This window comes from Desulfosporosinus acididurans (assembly GCF_001029285.1).
GTDB lineage: Bacteria > Bacillota > Desulfitobacteriia > Desulfitobacteriales > Desulfitobacteriaceae > Desulfosporosinus > Desulfosporosinus acididurans.
Window position 1 is genome coordinate 127,963 of the sequence record NZ_LDZY01000002.1, and the last position, 20,297, is coordinate 148,259.

Annotated in this window: 19 protein-coding genes and 1 pseudogene; 14 read left to right on the forward strand and 6 right to left on the reverse strand. The window is 41.2% G+C overall.

The window, feature by feature from the left end:
- Positions 1-265: 265 nt before the first annotated feature.
- A complete protein-coding gene (locus tag DEAC_RS02655) occupies positions 266-574 on the reverse strand; it encodes a carboxymuconolactone decarboxylase family protein (protein WP_047808502.1) in 309 nt (102 codons plus the stop codon).
- A 271-nt stretch (positions 575-845) separates the two neighbouring features.
- Between DEAC_RS02655 and DEAC_RS02660 the strand changes: the two are divergent.
- The 8 genes and pseudogenes from DEAC_RS02660 to DEAC_RS02695 all read left to right on the forward strand — a co-directional run bounded on the left by DEAC_RS02660 (position 846) and on the right by DEAC_RS02695 (position 10,904).
- Positions 846-2,206: pseudogene (locus DEAC_RS02660) on the forward strand (transposase).
- Positions 2,207-2,464: 258 nt separating this feature from the next.
- Positions 2,465-3,013, forward strand: coding sequence for a TetR/AcrR family transcriptional regulator (locus DEAC_RS02665; protein WP_047808503.1), 549 nt, complete (start codon positions 2,465-2,467; stop codon positions 3,011-3,013).
- A gap of 43 nt (positions 3,014-3,056) precedes the next feature.
- A complete protein-coding gene (locus tag DEAC_RS02670) occupies positions 3,057-5,114 on the forward strand; it encodes a proton-conducting transporter transmembrane domain-containing protein (protein ID WP_047808504.1) in 2,058 nt (685 codons plus the stop codon).
- A gap of 39 nt (positions 5,115-5,153) precedes the next feature.
- Positions 5,154-6,110 (forward strand): respiratory chain complex I subunit 1 family protein, encoded by a 957-nt coding sequence (locus DEAC_RS02675; RefSeq protein ID WP_047808505.1) that lies wholly within the window; start codon positions 5,154-5,156, stop codon positions 6,108-6,110.
- Positions 6,103-6,777 carry a hydrogenase gene (locus DEAC_RS02680; RefSeq protein WP_242847059.1) on the forward strand — a complete coding sequence of 225 codons (675 nt, stop codon included), beginning with the start codon at positions 6,103-6,105 and terminating at the stop codon, positions 6,775-6,777. The genes DEAC_RS02675 and DEAC_RS02680 overlap by 8 nt, the downstream gene beginning before the upstream one ends.
- A gap of 10 nt (positions 6,778-6,787) precedes the next feature.
- Entirely contained in the window at positions 6,788-8,260 is a 1,473-nt protein-coding gene (locus DEAC_RS02685; RefSeq protein ID WP_047808506.1) for a hydrogenase 4 subunit F, read from the forward strand.
- Between the two features lie 33 nt (positions 8,261-8,293).
- Entirely contained in the window at positions 8,294-9,997 is a 1,704-nt protein-coding gene (locus DEAC_RS02690) for a hydrogenase large subunit (RefSeq protein ID WP_047808734.1), read from the forward strand.
- A gap of 46 nt (positions 9,998-10,043) precedes the next feature.
- On the forward strand, positions 10,044-10,904 hold the full coding sequence (locus DEAC_RS02695) for an NADH-quinone oxidoreductase subunit B family protein (protein ID WP_047808735.1): 861 nt from the start codon (positions 10,044-10,046) through the stop codon (positions 10,902-10,904).
- 301 nt (positions 10,905-11,205) lie between these two features.
- Here DEAC_RS02695 and DEAC_RS02700 read toward each other — a convergent pair whose 3' ends face one another.
- Both DEAC_RS02700 and DEAC_RS02705 read right to left on the reverse strand, forming a co-directional pair.
- The gene (locus tag DEAC_RS02700) at positions 11,206-12,030 is read right to left on the reverse strand and encodes a hypothetical protein (RefSeq protein ID WP_047808507.1); all 825 of its coding nucleotides are present in this window, start codon (positions 12,028-12,030) and stop codon (positions 11,206-11,208) included.
- Between the two features lie 251 nt (positions 12,031-12,281).
- Positions 12,282-12,881 carry a DMT family transporter gene (locus DEAC_RS02705; RefSeq protein WP_242847060.1) on the reverse strand — a complete coding sequence of 200 codons (600 nt, stop codon included), beginning with the start codon at positions 12,879-12,881 and terminating at the stop codon, positions 12,282-12,284.
- Here DEAC_RS02705 and DEAC_RS24095 point away from each other — a divergent pair.
- The 4 genes from DEAC_RS24095 to DEAC_RS02720 all read left to right on the forward strand — a co-directional run bounded on the left by DEAC_RS24095 (position 12,805) and on the right by DEAC_RS02720 (position 16,297).
- Positions 12,805-12,966, forward strand: coding sequence for a hypothetical protein (locus tag DEAC_RS24095; RefSeq protein WP_242847067.1), 162 nt, complete (start codon positions 12,805-12,807; stop codon positions 12,964-12,966). The two genes, DEAC_RS02705 and DEAC_RS24095, sit on opposite strands and share 77 nt — an antisense overlap.
- 205 nt (positions 12,967-13,171) lie before the next feature.
- Positions 13,172-13,819: a flavodoxin family protein gene (locus tag DEAC_RS02710; protein ID WP_047808508.1), complete on the forward strand. Its 648-nt coding sequence runs from the start codon at positions 13,172-13,174 to the stop codon at positions 13,817-13,819.
- Between the two features lie 373 nt (positions 13,820-14,192).
- Positions 14,193-15,113, forward strand: a complete 921-nt coding sequence (locus tag DEAC_RS02715) for a ketopantoate reductase family protein (protein ID WP_200903078.1) — start codon at positions 14,193-14,195, stop codon at positions 15,111-15,113.
- A 341-nt stretch (positions 15,114-15,454) separates the two neighbouring features.
- Positions 15,455-16,297, forward strand: coding sequence for a site-2 protease family protein (locus tag DEAC_RS02720; RefSeq protein WP_047808510.1), 843 nt, complete (start codon positions 15,455-15,457; stop codon positions 16,295-16,297).
- A 192-nt stretch (positions 16,298-16,489) separates the two neighbouring features.
- Here DEAC_RS02720 and DEAC_RS02725 read toward each other — a convergent pair whose 3' ends face one another.
- Both DEAC_RS02725 and DEAC_RS02730 read right to left on the reverse strand, forming a co-directional pair.
- A complete protein-coding gene (locus DEAC_RS02725; RefSeq protein WP_053006261.1) occupies positions 16,490-16,762 on the reverse strand; it encodes a hypothetical protein in 273 nt (90 codons plus the stop codon).
- Between the two features lie 355 nt (positions 16,763-17,117).
- Positions 17,118-17,486: a hypothetical protein gene (locus tag DEAC_RS02730; RefSeq protein WP_047808511.1), complete on the reverse strand. Its 369-nt coding sequence runs from the start codon at positions 17,484-17,486 to the stop codon at positions 17,118-17,120.
- 257 nt (positions 17,487-17,743) lie between these two features.
- Here DEAC_RS02730 and DEAC_RS02735 point away from each other — a divergent pair, with 257 nt between their 5' ends.
- The gene (locus DEAC_RS02735) at positions 17,744-18,277 is read left to right on the forward strand and encodes a YehS family protein (protein ID WP_200903079.1); all 534 of its coding nucleotides are present in this window, start codon (positions 17,744-17,746) and stop codon (positions 18,275-18,277) included.
- A gap of 65 nt (positions 18,278-18,342) precedes the next feature.
- Entirely contained in the window at positions 18,343-19,686 is a 1,344-nt protein-coding gene (locus DEAC_RS02740) for a VWA domain-containing protein (protein ID WP_047808513.1), read from the forward strand.
- A gap of 210 nt (positions 19,687-19,896) precedes the next feature.
- Here the strand turns inward: DEAC_RS02740 and DEAC_RS02745 are convergent, their stop codons facing one another.
- Entirely contained in the window at positions 19,897-20,217 is a 321-nt protein-coding gene (locus DEAC_RS02745) for an MGMT family protein (protein WP_047808514.1), read from the reverse strand.
- Between the last annotated feature and the right edge of the window lie 80 nt (positions 20,218-20,297).

Sequence of the window (20,297 nt, forward strand, 5' to 3'; positions counted from 1 at the left end):
ATGTTTACTGGATATTATTGTATCTGAAGCCCCGATGTTCAGCTTTAGCTGAACGAGTTCACTCGTTTTTTGACCCGTTATATTCGTTCCAACTTAAGTAATAGTTTCTCGTAAAAGTTCGCGATGGATCTGGTGATTTTCGTTGGGCTTTCATGTTGTCTCAAAAATTGATGAAGCGGAAGACTAGGTTATCTAATCTTCCGCTTTTCTATTACGGGGCGTTTTTAAAGTTACTCATTCGGATCATTTGAGCGAATTTGTTATTTCAGGGTTTATCATTGTTAGCAAACGCTGCTGATGATGTCGCTAAAATAGAGTTTCCAAAAGCGAAATAAGCAATCCTTAAAGCCTCGGCAATCTCAGCATCACTAGTTCCCTGACCTCTTAGTTGCTTGGCAATCGATGATACGCCTTGGCTTGCTCCATGAGCAGCATCTAAAGCGAGAGCAATCAATAGTTTTGTCTTTTGATCCAAAGCCCCTGGTGTCATGGCAGATGCAAAAACCTTTTCAATCGCCTGAGCAAAGTCCGGATCACTGCTTTCTAAAAACTTCAGATAGACAGGTAGTGACATAAAAATGCCTCCTTTATGTGTTTGGATTTTAATTAGTTTATCACAAAACTGGAGGAAGCCATAATAAAGGCTGAATCTTTTTGCGATTTCCTAAAATCAAGAACAAATGTTGGATAGGGTATCCATTATTTTTTTAAATGAATTAGTTTCATAACTTGAACCCATTGATATTACTGATCTTTTTAAGGACAAAAAGAGGAGTACCTCCCCAAAACCTCGAAAAAGTGTAAGCGACCAAACCAACACCGAGAGGTAGATAGGAGTACTCCCAATGTTTAGTATTCGCCAAGAAAGGCTATTTTCCTTGGAGGAAATTTTAGAAATGTCTCCCAAAAAATCATATCCCCTCATTTTCGATACACTTGACATCACCTCGTTGTTGAGAGTTGTTTCCAAAAGAGCAATACTCGGAGCTCCAACAAGACTTAACTATTCTGCCATGATCTACTCCTTTATTCATTCGAGTCATCGAACGAATTCCTACGATTTAAAGACTTACGAAAACGATTAAAAAATAGCTTGGAATTCCGTTTCAACTGCGGTTTTACGATGGCAGATTCAGTCCCTAGTGAGTCCTCTTATACTCGGATGATTCAAAAAATCCATGTCTCTTCTGCTTTAGGAAACATTCAAAATGAACTAGTCTCTCAGGCGTTTCAAGAAGGCTTCATCGATGGGGATGTTATCGCCATCGATGCTACTCATATTGAAGCGAGAGATCGTAAACCTGAGAAAAAGAAAGAAGAAGAGGCCCCAGTCGAGCAAACCCCCAAAAAACGCGGACGAAAACCGAAAGCGGAACGGGAGAAATGGCTCAAAGAGCAACAGGAACTGGAAGAGAATCGACCCCTCTTTGAGAAGAAAATTGAAGCACAACTTCCTCTTGATTTTAAGGCGATCGAACAGCAAATCCCGCAGATGCCTCACTGGGGAATTAAGAAAAACTCTGAGGGTAAAAACGTCTTTTGGTTCGGCTTCAAGGGTCATCTTCTCGTAGAGTGTAAACGCCAATATATTTTAAAATCCTTGCTTTCCTCGGGAAATGTCAATGATGGCAAAATGGCGATTCCTCTACTCAAGGCTCTCCATGAACTTCATCCCCAGCTGAAACCTTCCTATTCGCTTTTGGATGCTGGTTACGATTACAGCCCAATTTACCAACAAGCAAAGGCCATAGGATCAAAGGCCCTAATTGATTACAATTCACGAAATGAAGAACTACCAGAAGACAAGGACAAATACTTTCGCCCCAAGTGTCAACAGGGTCATTCTTACCGATATGATAGCTATGATTCCCAATACGACACGTTGAAATATACTCAACCCAAGGAGTGCAAAGAGTGCCCTCTGAAAGAAAGCAACCAGTGTCAAAAAGTATTCAAGGTTAAGGTTTCATCAGACCCCAGAAAATACACCGTTCCGGCCAGAGGAAGTGAGAGCTACTTTGAACTTTATAAACAAAGAACAGCCGTAGAACGTGTTAATGCTTATCTCAAAGAGTACTTTCAGTTAAACAACATTCGCCATCGAGGAAACTTAGCCAAAGTCGATTTCGACTTTTCTATCCTGACATACACTCTCTGCAAATTAGCCGTAGACCGATTGAACAAGTCTAAACGTGTAGCTGCATAAATCTTTAAAAAAATGTTAAAAGAAGAAATTCTGAAGGCCTGAGCTTATACAAATAAACATTATGAAATTGACTCAAATAACATATTAATTATATAACACCATTAGATAAGGCTTTAAATCAAAATATTGCTATTAAACAAAGTATGATCAAGTATTAATAAAATTAATTACGACTACATTGACAGGCTAAAGATCAGAGACTATACTTTGCAAGGCTACCTAACGTTTGGTAGGCGATTAGTTAGGAGTGTTGCAGCAATGGAAACAAAGAAAAAACTTATGGATTCTGCCTTCAAATTGTTTGCTTATAAAGGAAACGAGTTTTCTTTGGCCGAAGTGGCAAGTGAAGTCGGGATTCAAAAAGCCTCTATCTATGCTCATTTTGCCAGTAAAGAAGAGCTGTTGTATGCGGTGATTGATCAGGAGATCAATCAATATTTTTTGGAAATCAATGAGCACTATCGGGATTTGAAAAGCATGTTTTTTATGATTTTGAATTATTACGATAGATCTCAAACGAAGCTGTATTTTTGGAAAAGGCTGCTCTTGTTTCCTCCTCAAGCCTTTGAACAGACGCTTATTGCCAAAATACATATCTTATCTGAGGAGCGCTTTCAAATCGTTAAAGATATCATTCGGGCCAATATGAAGGAGGGGATTATTCGCAATCAAGACCCGGAAACAGTGGCTGCTTCCTATATGGCCTTGATTCATGGTATCTTATCAAGCGTCATTATCTATCAAGCTGAAAATGTTACAATCCATTTGGAAGGGATCTGGAACAATTTTTGGAAGGGGATTTGCTAAGTACGAAGAGAAAATCCGTAAATTTTTGGAGGTCTAATAATTCATGGAGCAATATTTGCGCAATTTATTTTTGATGTCTGTTTTATTGTATGTACTAGGTGCTGCTGCTTCGGCTCTAATCTATTTTTTCAAAAAACCGTATAAAACCAGTATGACCGGCAGCGTTATGGTAAATGCCGTCTGTATTGTTGCTTCCGGTCTGGGAGGAGCCGCTTCTGCGGCTAAAATTTTGTTGGCAGTTAATTCTCTAAAACTGATTAACTTATCATCTACCATCCCGTTCATATCTTTAGAGATGAACCTGGATAACCTTTCGGCCTATTTCGTATTGGCCCTATCTGTCTTAGTGTTCTGCGTTTCCCTCTATTCTATCGGCTATCTTTCCCATTACAACGGAAAAAGAAATATTGGACTTTTTAATTTGTTATATACTTTGTTTATTCTTGCGATGATTGGTGTCTTGACTTCAGCCAATACAGTTTGTTTCTACATATTTTGGGAAGCGATGTCCTTGCTTTCCTACTTTTTGGTGGTTTTCGAGTCGGAGAAAGAGGAAAACACCAAAGCAGGAACAGTGTACATTGTCATGACCCATATTGCCACGGCTCTGCTCCTCATAGGGTTTATTATCATTTATAGTTATACAAAGTCCTTTGCTTTAAGCGCAAATACGGCGGCTATCCCCGGGATGGCCAAAAATATTGTGTTTATACTTTTCTTGATCGGTTTTGGAACTAAAGCCGGTATTATACCTCTGCACATTTGGCTGCCTCACGCCCATCCAGCAGCCCCCAGCAATGTTTCGGCACTAATGTCTGGCATCATGATTAAGACAGCGATTTATGGACTGGTTCGTTTTGTGCTTTGTTATCTGGGTGTCCAAAATACTTGGTGGGGAGTTGTGATCTTAATTCTTGGTATTTTGTCTGCTGTTCTCGGCGTTGCCTATACCTCGATGGAGCATAATGTTAAGCGGCTTTTAGCTTTTTGCAGTGTAGAAAATATCGGAATTATCCTGATTGGCTTAGGCGTTTCTTTTATTGCCTTTGCCCTGCATCATCAAATTATCGGCAGTTTAGCTTTGACTGCTGCTCTTTTGCATACCTTTAACCATACGTTATTTAAAGGCGGCCTTTTTCTCGGGGCAGGTGCTATTCAATATGCAACTCATACTAAAAATATTGAAGATTTAGGCGGCCTTATTAAAACAATGCCCCTTACGGCCTTGTTTTTTCTTTGCTTCTCTCTAGCCATATCGGCTATCGTCCCTTTCAATGGTTTTATCAGTGAATGGCTGACCTATCAGTCGCTTTTTGCCAGTATTCTCCCTGGCCATATCGGATTGAATTTCTTAGCTGTTTTAGCTGCCGCTGCCCTTGCTTTGACAGGGGCTATGGCTGCCGCTGCCTTTGTGAAACTTTTTGGCATATCTTTTTTGGGTTTGCCCAGAAGTGAGCAAGCAGCTAAAGCCCAAGACGTTCCGGCAACGATGATGATAGGGATGGGAATACTTGCAGCCCTCTGCCTGGGCATTGGCCTTTTCCCATTAACAATGATAAAGCTTTTGGACAAGGTCGTTTTTAGTGTAGGCGGCGGTTCCATCTCTGGTCAGCTTCGAGGAGGGTTTTTGCTGGCCTATTACCCGTTAACGATCTCAGTGAACAGCATATCTCCCCTAACTTTTATGCTCGCTTTGGGTGTCATCATTCTTCTTGCGTTCATCGTGATTAGAATTGTGGGGGGGAAATACATCGAACGGAGATACGGGACTTGGGATTGTGGGTTTGAGGCTTTGAATTCCCGTACGCAATATAGTGCTACAGGTTTCTCCAAACCCATTAAGATTGTCTTTAGGGCCTTATTCAGGCCGATCCGCAAAACGATTGTTGAAGGGGATTCGCAGTATCATCCGGAAGCGATTATTTATTCCACTACCGTTACTTCAATTTTTGAAGATTACCTGTATGAGCCCGTCTACAGAGCGCTGCTCAGGTTTTCCAGAAGAACAAAGTTTAGAGTTCAGACCGGTAGCATTCACAACTACCTTTTCTACATTTTTGCGCTGGTCTTGTTGTTAATGTTATATAACCGCTTTGCATAATGATATAAGTTTGCAGAGAAAGAGAGGGGAGATTGCACAATGAACAATATTGTTTACCTCTTGGTTCAATTATTAGTCATTTTACTCGTTGCACCTTTCGTTAATGGATTGATCAAAAAGGTTAAAGCCTTGAGCCAAAAAAGAAAAGGTGCTTCAGTTTTTCAGATGTATTTTGATTTGTACAAACTTGTTAAAAAGAAAACTGTCGTTTCGAACGTTTCTTCGTGGATTTTTCATGTGACTCCCTATATTGTCTTTGCGACAGCTATGGCTGCGGCCTTGCTTGTTCCTGTTTCGACGAAGATTCTGCCGCCGCAAATTCCAGGAGACTTTATTATGGTTGTTTCCATCTTGGCTCTCGGCAGGTTTTTTCTGATGATTGCAGCGCTGGATACGGCAAGTACCTTTGGCGGAATGGGCAGCAGCAGGGAGGCCATGATCTCTGCGCTCATTGAACCATCTATCCTGATCTCGATGTTCACGGTTGCCCTCATTTCCCGCTCAACGTCGCTGCCTCAAATCATGGAAACGGTTCAGAAGGTTGGAATTCCCTTAGCTCATCCGGTCTATATCATGGTAGGCCTGGCCTTATTAATTATTATCCTTGCCGAGACCTGCCGCATACCGGTTGATGATCCGGCTACACATCTGGAATTAACGATGGTTCATGAGGCAATGATTCTGGAGTATTCCGGGAGACATTTGGCTCTGTTAGAATACGGCGCCGCAGTAAAACAGCTTGTTTTTATGACCTTGTTTGTGAATATTTTAATCCCCCAAGATCAGTTGATTGGAGTAATAGGTTTAGGGGCGCTGATCCTTTCGCTGCTCATTTATTTACTAAAGGTCATTTTGCTGGCTTTGGTCATGGGAATTATTGAGGTCAATACGGTCAAATTAAAACTTTTCAGCATCCCCAATCTGGCCGCCCTGTCCTTTATCCTTGCATTTTTAGGTGTTTTACAGTTTTTGATCCTGGGAGGTAAGCATGTCTAATTTGGCAGTGAATTCTAATCTGTTAGAAACTCTATCGGTCTTAATCCTATTATCTTCCTTCGTCCTGATGGCTAGTAAAAGAATCAATTCCTACATTAAAACCTTTCGGATTCAGTCGTTCCTGATCGCTTTAGCCGCCGGCATCATGGGGCTCCGAAGTCTGATAAGCGAGGGGCGGTGGGATTTTCTGGTGGTGTGCCTGCTCATCATGATCTTCAAGGTTCTTTATATTCCCAACATGTTGAGCAAAACTTATAAGAATGTCAGCTACAAAGTTGAAAAAGACTTTATTTTAAATATTCCTATCCTCGTCTTGCTCTGCTGCGGACTCGTTGTGTTTTCTTACTTCACCTTGACAGGGGTTGACGGGCTTAGTCAGGACGTTTTAAACCTGCAGCTTGTCAACGCGGTCTCTGTGATCTGGATTGGTCTTTTGTTTATGATCAGCCGTAAGAAAGCGATCGGCCAGATCATCGGCTTCTTGGTCATCGAAAACGGTCTTTATATTACCGCGATGTACTCAACACAAGAGATGCCCTTTATCGTTGACCTGGGGATCTTTATTGACCTTCTTACCTTTGTGTTGATTATGGGTGTTATGACGTTTCGCATCAATGAAAAATTCGAGTCCATTGATACAGATCAACTGAATAACCTGAAAGGATAAGATACAGAAGATGGGCATTTTACTCCTAATCGTACCTTTAGTTGCAGTCCTGTTGTTATTAACCGTCAAACAAAGCCAATTCCGGCATGCTATAAGTGTTGGGACTTCAAGTTTGCTGCTGATCCTGGCCTTAAGCCTGAATCGTGAGGTGCTGCTTCACGGCAGTGTTCAATACGCTTCTTGCGGTGGTTTCTTCTATGTTGATGCTTTAAGCATGATTGTTTTAGACATTGTATTGATCATTGGTTTTATGGCAGCCATTTTTTCGCTTGGTTATTTAGAGGAAGAAATTAAGCACGGCAAGCTTAAAAGGGAAAGACTGGGCCTCTATTATAGCCTGATGTATACCTTTATTTTTACGATGGTGCTCGCGTTAACAGTGAAAAATATGGGGCTGATGTGGATTGCCATTGAGGCCACATCCTTGTCGTCGGCCTTTCTGGTCGGGTTTTATAATGATAAACATGCTTTGGAGGCCGCCTGGAAGTATGTGATTCTCTGTTCGGTGGGAATTGCCATTGCCCTACTGGGGATTATCCTGCTTCATCTCTCCTCGGCCGGTGTTTTAAACAGCAGCTCATTTTTGGATTGGACTGCTCTATATACCAAGGCATCTTCGCTGAAAAGTTCTGTTTTACGGCTGGCTTTTATTTTTATTCTCATTGGTTTTGGCACGAAGGCCGGTCTTGCTCCGATGCATAACTGGCTTCCCGACGCTCATAGTCAAGCCCCTTCCCCAATCAGTGCCCTGTTGTCCGGGGTCCTCTTGAATACCGCTCTGTATGGGATTATTCGTGCAGCAGTCATTGTCGATCGTAATCAGGGAAGCAGCAGCTTTACGGGAAGGCTTCTCATCGGTATTGGAATCTTATCCATTGCCACGGCGGCCGTTTTCATTCTAACTCAAAAAGACTATAAAAGACTCTTGGCCTATTCCAGTATCGAACACATGGGAATTATTGTTGTTGCCATGGGTCTGTACTCTCCTTTGGCTGTCTTCGGAGGGCTCATGCACATGATTAACCACTCTCTGACCAAATCGATGCTGTTTTTTTCGTCGGGTAATATCTTGCAGAAATATGACACCAAACAGATTTCCAAGCTCAAGGGAGTCCTGAAAATAATGCCGGTAACGGGGACAGTCTTCCTGCTGGGCTTGTTTGCCATTGCCGGTACTCCGCCCTTTAGTGTCTTTGCCAGTGAGTTCAGCATTGTGGTTGCTGTATTTAACGGTCCCTACAAATGGGTTGGGGTAATTTTTGTCTTGCTTTTGGCTGCAGTATTTGCAGGGATTGCCGTAACGTTACTGAAGATTTTTTACGGTGAACCGGATGATAAGAACTTGCAGGTTGGTGAAGTAAATCTTCCGGGGACCGTTTGCCTGGTCATTCTGCTGGTTGGCATTACAGTCAGCGGCCTTTATCTGCCGGGAGATTTAAAAGAACTTATCACAAAGGCGCAAGGTATTATTCTTGGAACATAGGCGTATGAGGGGAAGAGGAGGGCACGAATAGTGATGACATCGAACTTAAAAGGGAATCTTGAGAGTAAATTTGCTCTCAAGGTTTTTTCTGGTAAGGAATTTTCAGAGACAGCCTTTCCGCTGGCAACAAACCAAGTAAATATTAATTCTCAAACTACTTTGGCTTCTGATAAAGACAATTCGCAGCATGTCAGCTTCAGCGATCACGATGATAAATTTTGGCAGGAACAGGATAATGTCTATTATCTTGAAGCGCCTTTGGCAAAGGTCAAAGAGATTTGCTGTTATATTCAGGAACTTGGCTGTCCTCTCGTCTTAATGTTTGCCAATGATGAGCGGAACTTTCAAGCAGGCTATGCTGTTTATTATGTTTTTGCGGTTAGAGAAGAAGGTATGCTCGTAGTGATCAAAACCAAGGCAGACCCGGAAAGTATGGAGATCCCTTCTATTAGCAATCATCTTCACGCTGCCTCAGGTTATGAACGTGAAATTCAGGACTTGTTCGGACTTGTGCCGATTGGGCATCCCGATGCTAAACGACTCGTCTTTCACGGCAATTGGCCTCAAGGAGTGTATCCTTTGCGCAAGGATTTTGCTGTCGGGCAAAAGCCGGATTTTGCTCAAGAAAAAATCCGCTTTCAGGAAGTTGTGGGCGAAGGTGTTTATGAGATCCCCGTTGGCCCGGTTCACGCCGGGATTATCGAGCCCGGTCACTTCCGGTTTAGTGTTGCGGGTGAACCGATTATTAATCTTGAAGCGCAGTTGTATTACGTTCATAAAGGGATTGAAAAATTAGCTGAAGGTCAAAGCCTTGAAAAGTGCCTGTTCATTGCCGAACGGATCTCAGGGGATGAGACTTTTGCCAATTCGCTGGCCTACTGTCAGGCGATTGAAAAAATTGCCGGAACGAAAGTTCCTGCCAGAGCAGCCTATACCAGAGTTCTCTTTGCTGAACTGGAGAGACTCACCAGCCACTTAGGTGACCTTGGCGGAATTTGTCTTGACGCAGGTTACGGTTTTGCTAACTTTCAGTTTCAAATGATGAGAGGTTGGGCTTATTCCGTTGCCGATGAACTCTGTGGTATGCGGTTTTTAAGAAGTGTCAATAAACTGGGCGGAGTCAGAAAGGATTTCGTGTCCGGTAAGGAAGCTAAGCTAATTGAACTGCTGTTAAATATTCGTTCCGAACTTGAAGACACCGTGAATATTGTTAAATCGAACAGTATGTTTATCGATAGAGTTGAAAATACAGGTATTCTGGAGCCCAAGATAGCTGTTGATCTAAATGCTGTAGGACCGGGAGGACGAGCGTCAGGGATACGTTACGATGTTCGCAAAGCGTTCCCCTATGCGGCTTATCCAAATTTGAATTTTAAGGTCCCTGAACACAACAATGGAGATATTAACTGTAGAATGAATACTAAAATTGAAGAGAGCTTTGAAGCGATCGACTTAATGATTCAGGCTATTGAAGGGATGCCTGTGGGGAAGGTTTGTGAACCAATCGCGGAGGTCAAGCCTTATCGTTTCGCTTTCGGGTTAACCGAAGCTCCACGGGGTGAAAATATTCACTGGGTGATGACCGGAGAGAATAATACCCTTTACCGTTATAAAATCAGAACTCCTTCCTTCTGCAACTGGCCTGCTCTCTGCCACGCTGTTAAGGGAAATATCGTCCCGGATTTTCCTCTGATTAATAAGAGTTTCAATCTTTCCTATGCCGGAAATGATTTATAGTAATTTTGCTACCGAGGGAATTTTATACAAAGCAAGGAAGATAGATATGTTCGATACTTTGAAAAAAATTATTAAATATCCAAGGCTGACGCAGGATTATCCCAATAGAAGCCTTACTCCCGCTTCGTTTCTGGGCCAAACGGAGATCGATACGGCGAAATGTAATTTCTGCGGAGAATGTGCCTTACATTGCCCTTCTCAGGCCATTGTTCTGGATAAAAGTGCCCGGAGCATAGGCATCGACTACGCAAAGTGTATCTTTTGTATTCTGTGCGAGGAGATTTGCCAGGTTGGTGCAGTCCAAACGACGAACAAATTTGAACTGGCTGTAAGGGATAAGGTAACGCTGAATAATCACGCTTTATGTGCTAATGCCTTAAGAGATACGCCTTTAAGCAATAAGAGTAACGGTGAATCTTTTTATAAGACTGCTGTAATTAATGAAGAAAACTTACCAAACACCTCCTACGAAACTATTTGCAGCGATCTACAAGCAACTGTCAAGAAGATTTTTGGCCGAAGTCTCCAAATCAGGGAGGTCGATGCCGGATCTTGTAATGGCTGTGATTACGAAATTAATGCTTTGAATAATCCTTTTAACGATCTCGAAAGGCTCGGGATAAGCTTTGTTGCCTCGCCGCGGCATGCCGATATGTTGTTGGTAACAGGAACCGGAACCAGAAATATGCAGCAGGCCTTGGTTAAAACGTATGAAGCAACGCCTGATCCCAAGCTTGTTGTCGCCGTAGGTGCCTGTGCCTGCAGCGGAGGAATTTTCAGAGATACCTATGCCACAAATAACGGCATTGATGCTCTGGTACCTGTGGATGTCTATATCCCGGGATGCCCGCCGAGACCGCAGGCAATCATCTATGGAATCCTGAAAGCCATAGATAGAGTTAAGTAGAGATAGTTAATATAGAGAGAATTCTACAACCGGGTTTATAAATATTAGAAAGAGGATGTGTAGAAACTTAACGTTAAAAATCAAAAGTGAGTTCAGATAGCGAAAGCCGATCTCGCTTCAATGGTATTGTGGAGTGAGATCGGCTTAAATTGAATGAAAACTTACGACTTCACAGCCGCTCAGATTCGAAGGAGCCGGATTTCTCTTCCCCGTTAAATTTTACGAATAGATTTATCTGCTTAACGCGTACGCCGCTGTATCCGAAAGATCAAATACTCTGTTTCAATCTCTTTCCTGAGGTTTAAAACTTAATTTTCCTGGCAGCTGACAGAATAAAACTTAAGCCCAAACTCACTAAGGAACAGATTAAAGCTAACTCTGAGAGAGCGACTATATAGGTAGTGTAATGGGTTACCTTCTCGATATAACCGTAGGTATTAACTCCCAGAGAGGTCCCGAGGGTTGAAAGCATAAAGAGTATTAAGTAAAGAACAAAGAGTCCCTGAGTTGCTCCTTTAATGTCTGCCCAACTTAAGGCCATGTGAGATGAAATGCAAATGGCTAAGAACAAAAAAATCCAGAAATTTAGGCTGAATACATGATTTAGGGTAAAAAGACTCTTCAATAGAACAAGAGTGCCCTTGAAAAATTCTTTGAAGAAAGTCAGGTCGGAAGGTTGAGACAGTCCACTTGTTTTCCAATAAAGTTCAAAGGCCTTAAATGAATTTGGTAAGAAAAAGTGCAGACAAAGAAACAGAACGCCAATCCCACTGAGGAGAGGTGCTATGCCAATGAAGAAATTGCCAACTGATTGATAGATACTCCTCCGGTTATAAGAGTGAGAGACATACCCAAGGGTGCCATTTGACCGATTAATTTTTAGTAATTTCAGGTCGGTAATTTTATGACCAAAAATAAGGCACATTAAGGCATGTCCCAGTTCGTGCACCGGAGTGCCCAGCCAGGCAGTCGCCAAAATTCCTTTATAACCAAAGGCAGCGAAGAAATTTTGGTTTGTTTTACGCTCCAGGATGCCTAATATCAGTCCGATGACAAGCAACGGACCGACAAGACTGATTAATTCTAGGAAGCTGATTTTAAGGGCTCCGGCTAATAATTGTTCCATTTCTATATTCTCTCTTATAGTTTATCTAGTTTTTAAGACCCCCTCTTCTATAAGTGGGGGTGGGTCCCTCGTTATCTTCAGGCGGGGTAGAGTTCTCCTTCGCCGCTAAGTATTCCCATTGCGAAAGGCGGCCCGGCAATAATGTCCACTGGATATTATTGTATCTGAAGCCCCGATGTTCAGCTTTAGCTGAACGAGTTCACTAATATTTTTTAGCGAAAATTTCATTTAGAATCCTAAATGAAATTCAATTAGGCTATACTTTTAGAGCTGCTTTTTGAGCTTGATGCATACTTGCTTTTTGCTTTGGGCCGTGTTGTTAAATAAACGCCTGAAATGACGATGGCCGCTCCTATAAGTTTAAAGAGAGTGACAGATTCGCCTAAGATGGTCACAGACTGAATAATTGTAAAGATAGGTACCAGATTTACAAAAATAGCTGTCCGAGGGGCTCCAATCCGTTGAATTGCGACCATCTGAATGAGGTAGCCCAGCACTGAGGCGAAGACACTCATATAGAGAATAGAAAGCCAGCCGCTGGCTGAGGTTGAAGCTAGATAAGCAGAAGGCTTTTCCCACAAGAAGAAAGGGAAGGAAATGATTACGCAAATCAAAAAAGTATAAGCAGTTACCATCAGCGGAGATAAGTTATATTGTTTCATAAAACGGCGGCTGAGTAATGAATAAACAGCAAAACAACAAACGGCGACCAGCATAATAATATCACCTTTATTGAAACGCATTTGGGAAATTAATTGCAGGTCCCCATTGGTGATGACAAAGAAAACTCCCAAAAACGATAAAATTAAACCCAATAACCGGGAAGGCGTTAATCGTTCAGCAAAGAACAAGACGGCTAAAAAGGTTGTGACTATGGGATTTATGGCCCCGATGAGTGATGAATTTATAGCTTATGTCAGCACCATTAAAAGGTGAACCTTTTTATCAGACAATACCAGCGCTCCTCTCTAAGTAAACTTTAGATTCAAATAATAAACCAATTATAGACTAAGCTTGAAAAATATCAAGGAACGAGAAGCAAATAGACAAATCAGCGGCAGGACTATTTTGTCAATTGATTGTTTGAGAGTATAATTAATTAACTAACTAAAATAATCAACAGAGGGTGTGACTAGATACCATGAAAGTAATTGCTGTCAATGGAAGTCCAAGAAAAACATGGAATACTGCTTCGCTATTGCATAAAGCTCTTGAAGGTGCTGAATCGGTCGGAGCCCAAACGGAGATCGTTCATTTATATGACTTGAATTTTAAAGGCTGTATCAGCTGTTTTGCCTGTAAACGGAAAAACGCCAAGAACGCCGGACATTGTGCCGTACAAGATGATTTGAAAATTGTTCTGGAGAAAGTCTTAGCAGCCGACGTCCTTCTCATCGGTTCCCCCATCTATTTTGGGAATGTTACCGCCGAGATACGTGCTTTTTTAGAACGCCTGTTATTCTCCAATCTTTCCTATAATGAAGGACATCGATCTGTTTTCCAAGGTAAGTTAGCATCGGGTTTTATCTATACCATGAATGTTCCCGAGGAAATTTTGCAACAAGTTAAATACGAAGAAAATGTCTTTCAGCCTAACAAAAACATGCTGCAATTACTTGGAGGATCATCTGAATTCATGATCTCTGCTGATACCTACCAATTTGATGATTATTCCAAGTATGAGGCATCTATGTTTGATGTTAAACACAAGGCTCAAGTGAAAGCCGAACGATTTCCCATTGATTGCCAGAAAGCTTTTGACATGGGAGTTCGCTTAGCAAGAAGCTGAATTTTAGGGATTAGTCAGTAATCAATAATGAGCAATCCATTTCATTTGGACTTCTGCATAAAAGGAAAAAATAATTCCTTCATCAATAATCATCTGTAAGAACTTATCTTTCTGCAAGAACTTAATCCTTCGGATAGAACTTAACGGATAGAAATAACAAATGGGACGCCATTTAACTAATAATGGCGTTCCATTTTGTTATTTTGAAAAAATTAGCGATTGGTGGGAGGGAACTTGAGAAGATCTGGCGAAAAAGGAAGGATGATGAAAGTAACAAGGGGAAAGTAATCTATGCTTGTTTGGGTAATTTTTAGTCGATTGAAGTATTGGGAACTATACATGCAATATTAATAGAGAGAAAGGTTAATGTGTGATGGAGATAAAAAAAGTATCAATTATCGGTTTAGGAGCCTTAGGAATTTTGTTTGGCCATCATTTGAGCAAGAGAATGCCCCAAGGGGATTTAAGTATTATTGCTGACCAAGAAAGAATTCGAAGGTATCAAAGGGATTCTCTTTATTGTAATGGTGAGCGCTGCCAATTCAATTATCTGACACCTGAAGACAAAGGTGAGCCGGCCGATCTGCTGATCTTTGCCGTTAAGTATAATGGTTTGCAGGACGCTGTCAAAGCCGTTAAAAATCAGGTCGGGGAACATACGATCATCTTATCGGCGCTGAATGGAATCAGCAGCGAAAGAATTATCGGGCAGACTTATGGTATGGACAAAATTCTCTACTGTGTGGCCCAGGGCATGGATGCCGTAAAAGTTGGCAATCAATTAACTTATGCCCATATGGGAATGCTGGTCTTTGGCGAAGGGGAACCGGGGCTCATCTCAGAACGAGTGAAACGGGTTGCTCAATTTTTGAAAGGCAAGGCAGTGCCTTATGAAGCAGTAACGGATATGAACCGGCGCATGTGGGGTAAATTTATGCTCAATGTCGGTGTCAACCAAACTGTTGCAGTGTATAAAAGCAACTATGGCGGGATTCAAAAAGAGGGTGCGGCGAGAGATACAATGATTGCCGCTATGAGAGAAGTTATGGTTCTTTCCGAAAAGGAAGGCATTAATTTGACAGAGACGGATCTAACCTATTGGCTGAATCTCTTAGATACCTTAAATCCGGAAGGCAAACCATCCATGCGGCAGGACATGGAAGCCAGACGTTTCAGCGAGGTGGAACTGTTTTCGGGAGCAGTTTTGGAATTAGGGGTAAAATACGGTGTAGCAACGCCGGTTAATCAAGAACTTTATAGGCGGATAAAAGTGATTGAAACTCAATATGATTAGAATAGGCGCATTTGCCACTCTCATGGTTTTAGTCGTGAAAAAGAAATAGGATTCTAGAGGAACCGGTCAGGCATGTCCAAAGAGTCGGCAACGTTGCAGATTCTTTGGACATGCCTTTATATTGAGCTTTCACTCTTCTGAGGAAGGTCACATATCTGAGGAAAAAAGCAATAGACTGCGGCTATTATTTGGGAAAAATGAAGTCCTACTTTCTAAGTTATTGCGTAAAGTATTTATCAGTGATAGCCTGGAAGAAAATAGTTTAAAGACAAATTTAGAGCCAATTGAAAGCCTGTGGTATTAGGATGAACTTGTAGGCTATAAGAGAGGGTGAGAAGAAGATGGATAACAATGTACATGCTGAACATCAAAATTATGTACCTCCGGAATTATCCCCCAAAAAGAAAAAAGGTTTAGCCGGTGTAATTGCTGTCATCATAGGTCTATTGGTAAAATTCAAAGCAGGATTATTATTGGTTTTACCAAAGCTTAAATTTGTCTTTGTTTTATTAAAGCTTGGTAAATTTGGGACAACTGCTTTTTCAATGCTTATTACAATAGTGATCTATGCCCGGATATTTGGCTGGATGTATGCCGTAGGTTTTGTCGCCTTACTTTTTGCCCACGAAATGGGCCATTACATTATGGCCAAATGGGTAGGACTGCCGGTCTCAGGACCGATTTTTATTCCCTTTGTCGGTGCTTTAATACAGCTTAAAGAACCACCTGTCAATGCTAAAATGGATGCTCAAGTTGGCTATGCAGGGCCTTTTGCAGGTTCCTTGGCTGCGGGACTATTATTCCTTTTCTACCTAGCCACCGGCTCTAAACTTGTTTTAGCACTGTCCTATACAGGGTTTTTTCTTAACCTGTTTAATTTGATACCGGTTCATCCACTGGATGGAGGCCGAGTAACTACTGCGATTTCGCCTTATTTATGGTTGATCGGAATACCGATCTTGATATATTTTACCATTACCTCTTTCAATCCAATTCTCGTTTTAATCATCATCTTAGGGGGTATTCAAATCTATAAACACTGGAAAGGAACCGATAAAGAGTTCTACGAAGTATCGCCTGAAACACGGAATATTTTTGCAGTTCTCTACTTTGGTTTACTTGCCGGTTTAGGCTCAGGTGTCTGGTATACTCTCCAAATACTTGAGACATATAGAAGATTTTGATTAGCTATACTTCAATCAAACCATGCATTGGCAGGAAAGGCAAGGTTTCGTCTTGGAATAGCAGCTGTGAAGCAGCCGCTGAATTTTATGATGCCGCAATACAATAAAACAGAAGCGCTCTCCTTCCACTTTGACAACAGTGAGAGGAGAACGCTTTTTAATTTCTGAAACTCTATAAATTTTTAGTATAACCTACATGTTAACTACATTAATATGGGGCGAGTTCTGGTTGTTTCGCTCAATAATATGGTTTACTACTTTGACAACGGTGGCCGGCGAGTTAGTCAGCTTGACAAGTCTAAATTCTCTGGAGTTTTCACCATATAAATCCCCCAGGATTTCCAGAATTTTTTCCTTAATGGTGCTAAATGTCAGCTTGTCACTGGCGGCGCGTAGGTCGGGTACCCAAAGTCGATCAATTTCATGTGATAATTGGGATAGTTCTTTACAGGAATGTAGAAACATAGTTCCTCCTTATCTTAAACAATTATTGGAATGGGGTTTTCTAAAAGAGGTTAGACGGATTGCCTAAATCAATTTTATAGGAATAATGTTAATTCTCAAGATAACCGGTGTAAAATCTTTGTAAAAAGAAGGCAAACTCACACACGTTCTTAAGATATGTACTTAGTTGCTTTTTAGTGAACAATTTAATAGATAAATTTTGGAGTAATATTGGTATAGTTTGAGAATAACGCTCGTCTATAACGACCGGCGTTGGCTGCTAAAAGGCCCGAATAGGGTTTCGTTCATTGCTGATAAAAAAGGCAGGGGTTTCGGTCAAATCTTTGCGGTGGGTTGATTGGGAGTTTTTCGATATTCAGTTTAAAATCTCTTTCTTAATCTCATAACTACACTCTTTTTTACCTTCCATTTGACTATAGGTATATTCTTGAACTTTGTATATAACTTCATTTTCTTCTATAATTCGTTGATCTGTATAGTCGTCTTCGAAGCCGGATAATACCCTTATTACCTGAGCTCTTCTCGGTAACCCAAAGGAACCGACTGTTACAATCTCGCCAATTTGAGCGGTTTCTTCTTCCTCAGCTTGGGGAATAAGAGCAAAAACTTCGTTATCGGCAATAACCTCATACCCGGTACGCTTTCCAAAGCAATCATCATTTTGCCCCGCAAGCTGTTCGATCGTCAGATTTTCTGTAATTGGATTTGTTAGATTTATCGTCATAATTTTTGCGCACTCCTCTGTCTTTAACATATTATCTGGATTAGTATATGGAAATAGAGGGGCATAATACGTTAAGGCAGAAACTTCGGAAGGTTAAGTGAGGGCAGTTACCTTTTGGTAGCTGGGCTGTCAATAGGTTATGTTTTATCGAAAATTTTTTTCGCTAAAAACTCTCTGATGGTGATGGTATCGTCAGCTCTGCTGATCAAATATTCATGCTATAATGGATAGTCTAGGGGAGATTTAGGAGGATTACGATGGATAATAATGATATTTTAGTGAGAATAAGATATGCGCTAAATTTAAGAGATACTGAAATGGTCGAGATTTTTAAGCTTGGCGGCCTTGAGCTAACGGAAGACTTAGTAAAAAAGATGCTTATCAAATCAATAAATCCTTACCGTCATAATGATACGGCTGACGAGCAGAACGAGAGAGATGCAGATGATAGGGAAGAAAGAATCAGATGCAAAAACAGTATGTTAGAGTCATTCTTAAATGGTTTAATTACATATAAGCGAGGAAAACAGGATGAAAAACCAGAGTCTTCTGAAAGTACGGTGCTAAAAAACAATGAAAATCCAAATAATATCCTGCTTAAGAAATTGAAAATAGCGCTCTCCCTTACAAGTGAAGAGATGATAGATATCTTTGCCGAAACAGGAATTATCGTAACAAAAGGAGAACTGGGAGCTCTGTTGCGAAGAGAAGGGCATAAGAATTATAAAGAGTGCGGCGATAAATATGCTCGAAATTTCTTAAAAGGATTAACAAAAAAATATAGAGGGTAGATTAACGGCGAATTCTTTAGAAAGGAGCAAGGGCATACTCTTCAACTGAAGTGAGCTCGTTTTGTATGAAAAGTTTAATACAAGGAGAAAAGGTAAAAATCCAAGATTACATATCTGAGCAGGAAATCGAGGTCACGATAGCTTTAAACTCAGCAATGACCGTCGATATTAGTTGCTTCGGTCTCGATGAAAAAAGACAGCTTTCGGATGACCGGTATATGATTTTTTACAATCAAATGAATTCTCCGGAGAATTCTCTTCAGATGATCGCAAATAGTAATGGTAAAGGCCGATTTAAAGTCGATTTAAATAAGGTTCCCACTTCCATTAAAACTATGGTATTTACGGCTGCGATTGATGGGGAGGGAGTAATGTCCCAAATTTCGAGCGGCTTTATTTCGTTTGCTGACAGGAATGGCGAACAATTAAGATATGATTTTACTAGTCTGAATTTTAACAAGGAACGAGCCATAATTTTCGCTGAACTTTATTTCAGGGATTCTTGGCGTATCAATGTTATTGGCAGTGGTTTTGACGGTGGCCTCAGTGCCCTGTTGAAACATTTCGGAGGAGAGGAAGTCAAAACCGCTGAAACATTACAGAATGACCTCCAGACAAGCAATTCTTCGGTTGCTGCACCTGAAGTATCTTCCAAAAAAATTAGCTTAGAGAAGAAGATGGAGCAAAAAGCTCCCGCTATCCTATCATTGGCCAAAAAGGCAGCTATATCTCTCAAAAAGGTAGGCTTGGAAAGCCATTGTGCCAAGGTAGCTCTATGCCTTGATATATCCGGATCAATGAGTTCTTTATACAGAAGCGGTAAAATGCAGGAGTTTGCTGAAAAAATACTTGCGTTAGGCTGCAAATTTGACGATGATGGGTCCATAGATTTGTTCCTTTTTGGCAGCAAAGCCCATGAGGCAGGAGATATGTCCATCAACAATTTTGACGGGTTTGTAAGCAGAACTTTGAAAAAGTATCCCTTAGAAGGCGGAACACATTATGGCAAAGCTATAAAAATGATCAGGGATTTTTATGCTCCGGGATTTAAACAATCTGGTCTGCCGGTTTATGTTATGTTTGTTACAGATGGGGCACCTTTCGACCGAGATTATACTAAAAAACAACTTAGCGAAGCTTCTCATGAACCAATTTTCTGGCAGTTCATGGCTATAGGAAAGTCTAAGAAAGATGTCATTTCTAACGGCGGAAGATTTTTTGCCAGACTGGCCGCCAGTGATTTTACCTTTTTAGAAGAGTTGGACACGATGAGCGGGCGATATGTAGATAATGCTAATTTCTTTAGTGTGGAAAATCCTTCTCAGATATCTGACGATCACTTATATGATTTGCTGATGAGTGAGTATCCAAACTGGCTGAAAGAAGCCAGGCAAAAATCAATCTTATAATTATTTAGAGGCTAAATAATTTATTCATCGTAAGACTCCCACTTCTTGTAAGTGGGAGTGGCTCCCCCGTACTCTGCTTCGGTGGGGGGAGAGTCCATCCTTTAGCGCGATAGCATTTGTTACGGGCTAGGCGCTTTCGGCGAAAGTGTCCTATGGACACTTTTCGTCACCGAAGTCTCGATGTTCAGCTTTAGCTGAACGAGTTCACTTTTAAATGATTTGAGTCTTTGGAACAAAGTCCCACAGATACTTTTTTAAGTTTACGCATCCGTTTGCTTTAAAGCGGATACCTTCGTTGGCTAGGAGCCGTTTTTGATCTGTCCATCCTGGAACTAAACGACCTTGGTGATTCACAACCCGATGGCAGGGGATGTCATAAGAATCTGGAGCATGATGCAATGCTTGCCCAACCATTCTTGAACATTGTGGGTAACCTGTTAAAAAGGCAATCATTCCATAAGTGGCGACGTTACCAGGGGGGATGTCCCTGACAATTTCATAAACTTTATTGGAAAATTCTTTTCTGTTCAATTTTATTCACCTGGCCAATTTTATCTTTTTCCGGAGTGAAGGGCTCCTATTCTCTTTAGGTGGCGAGATGAATAGCCGCC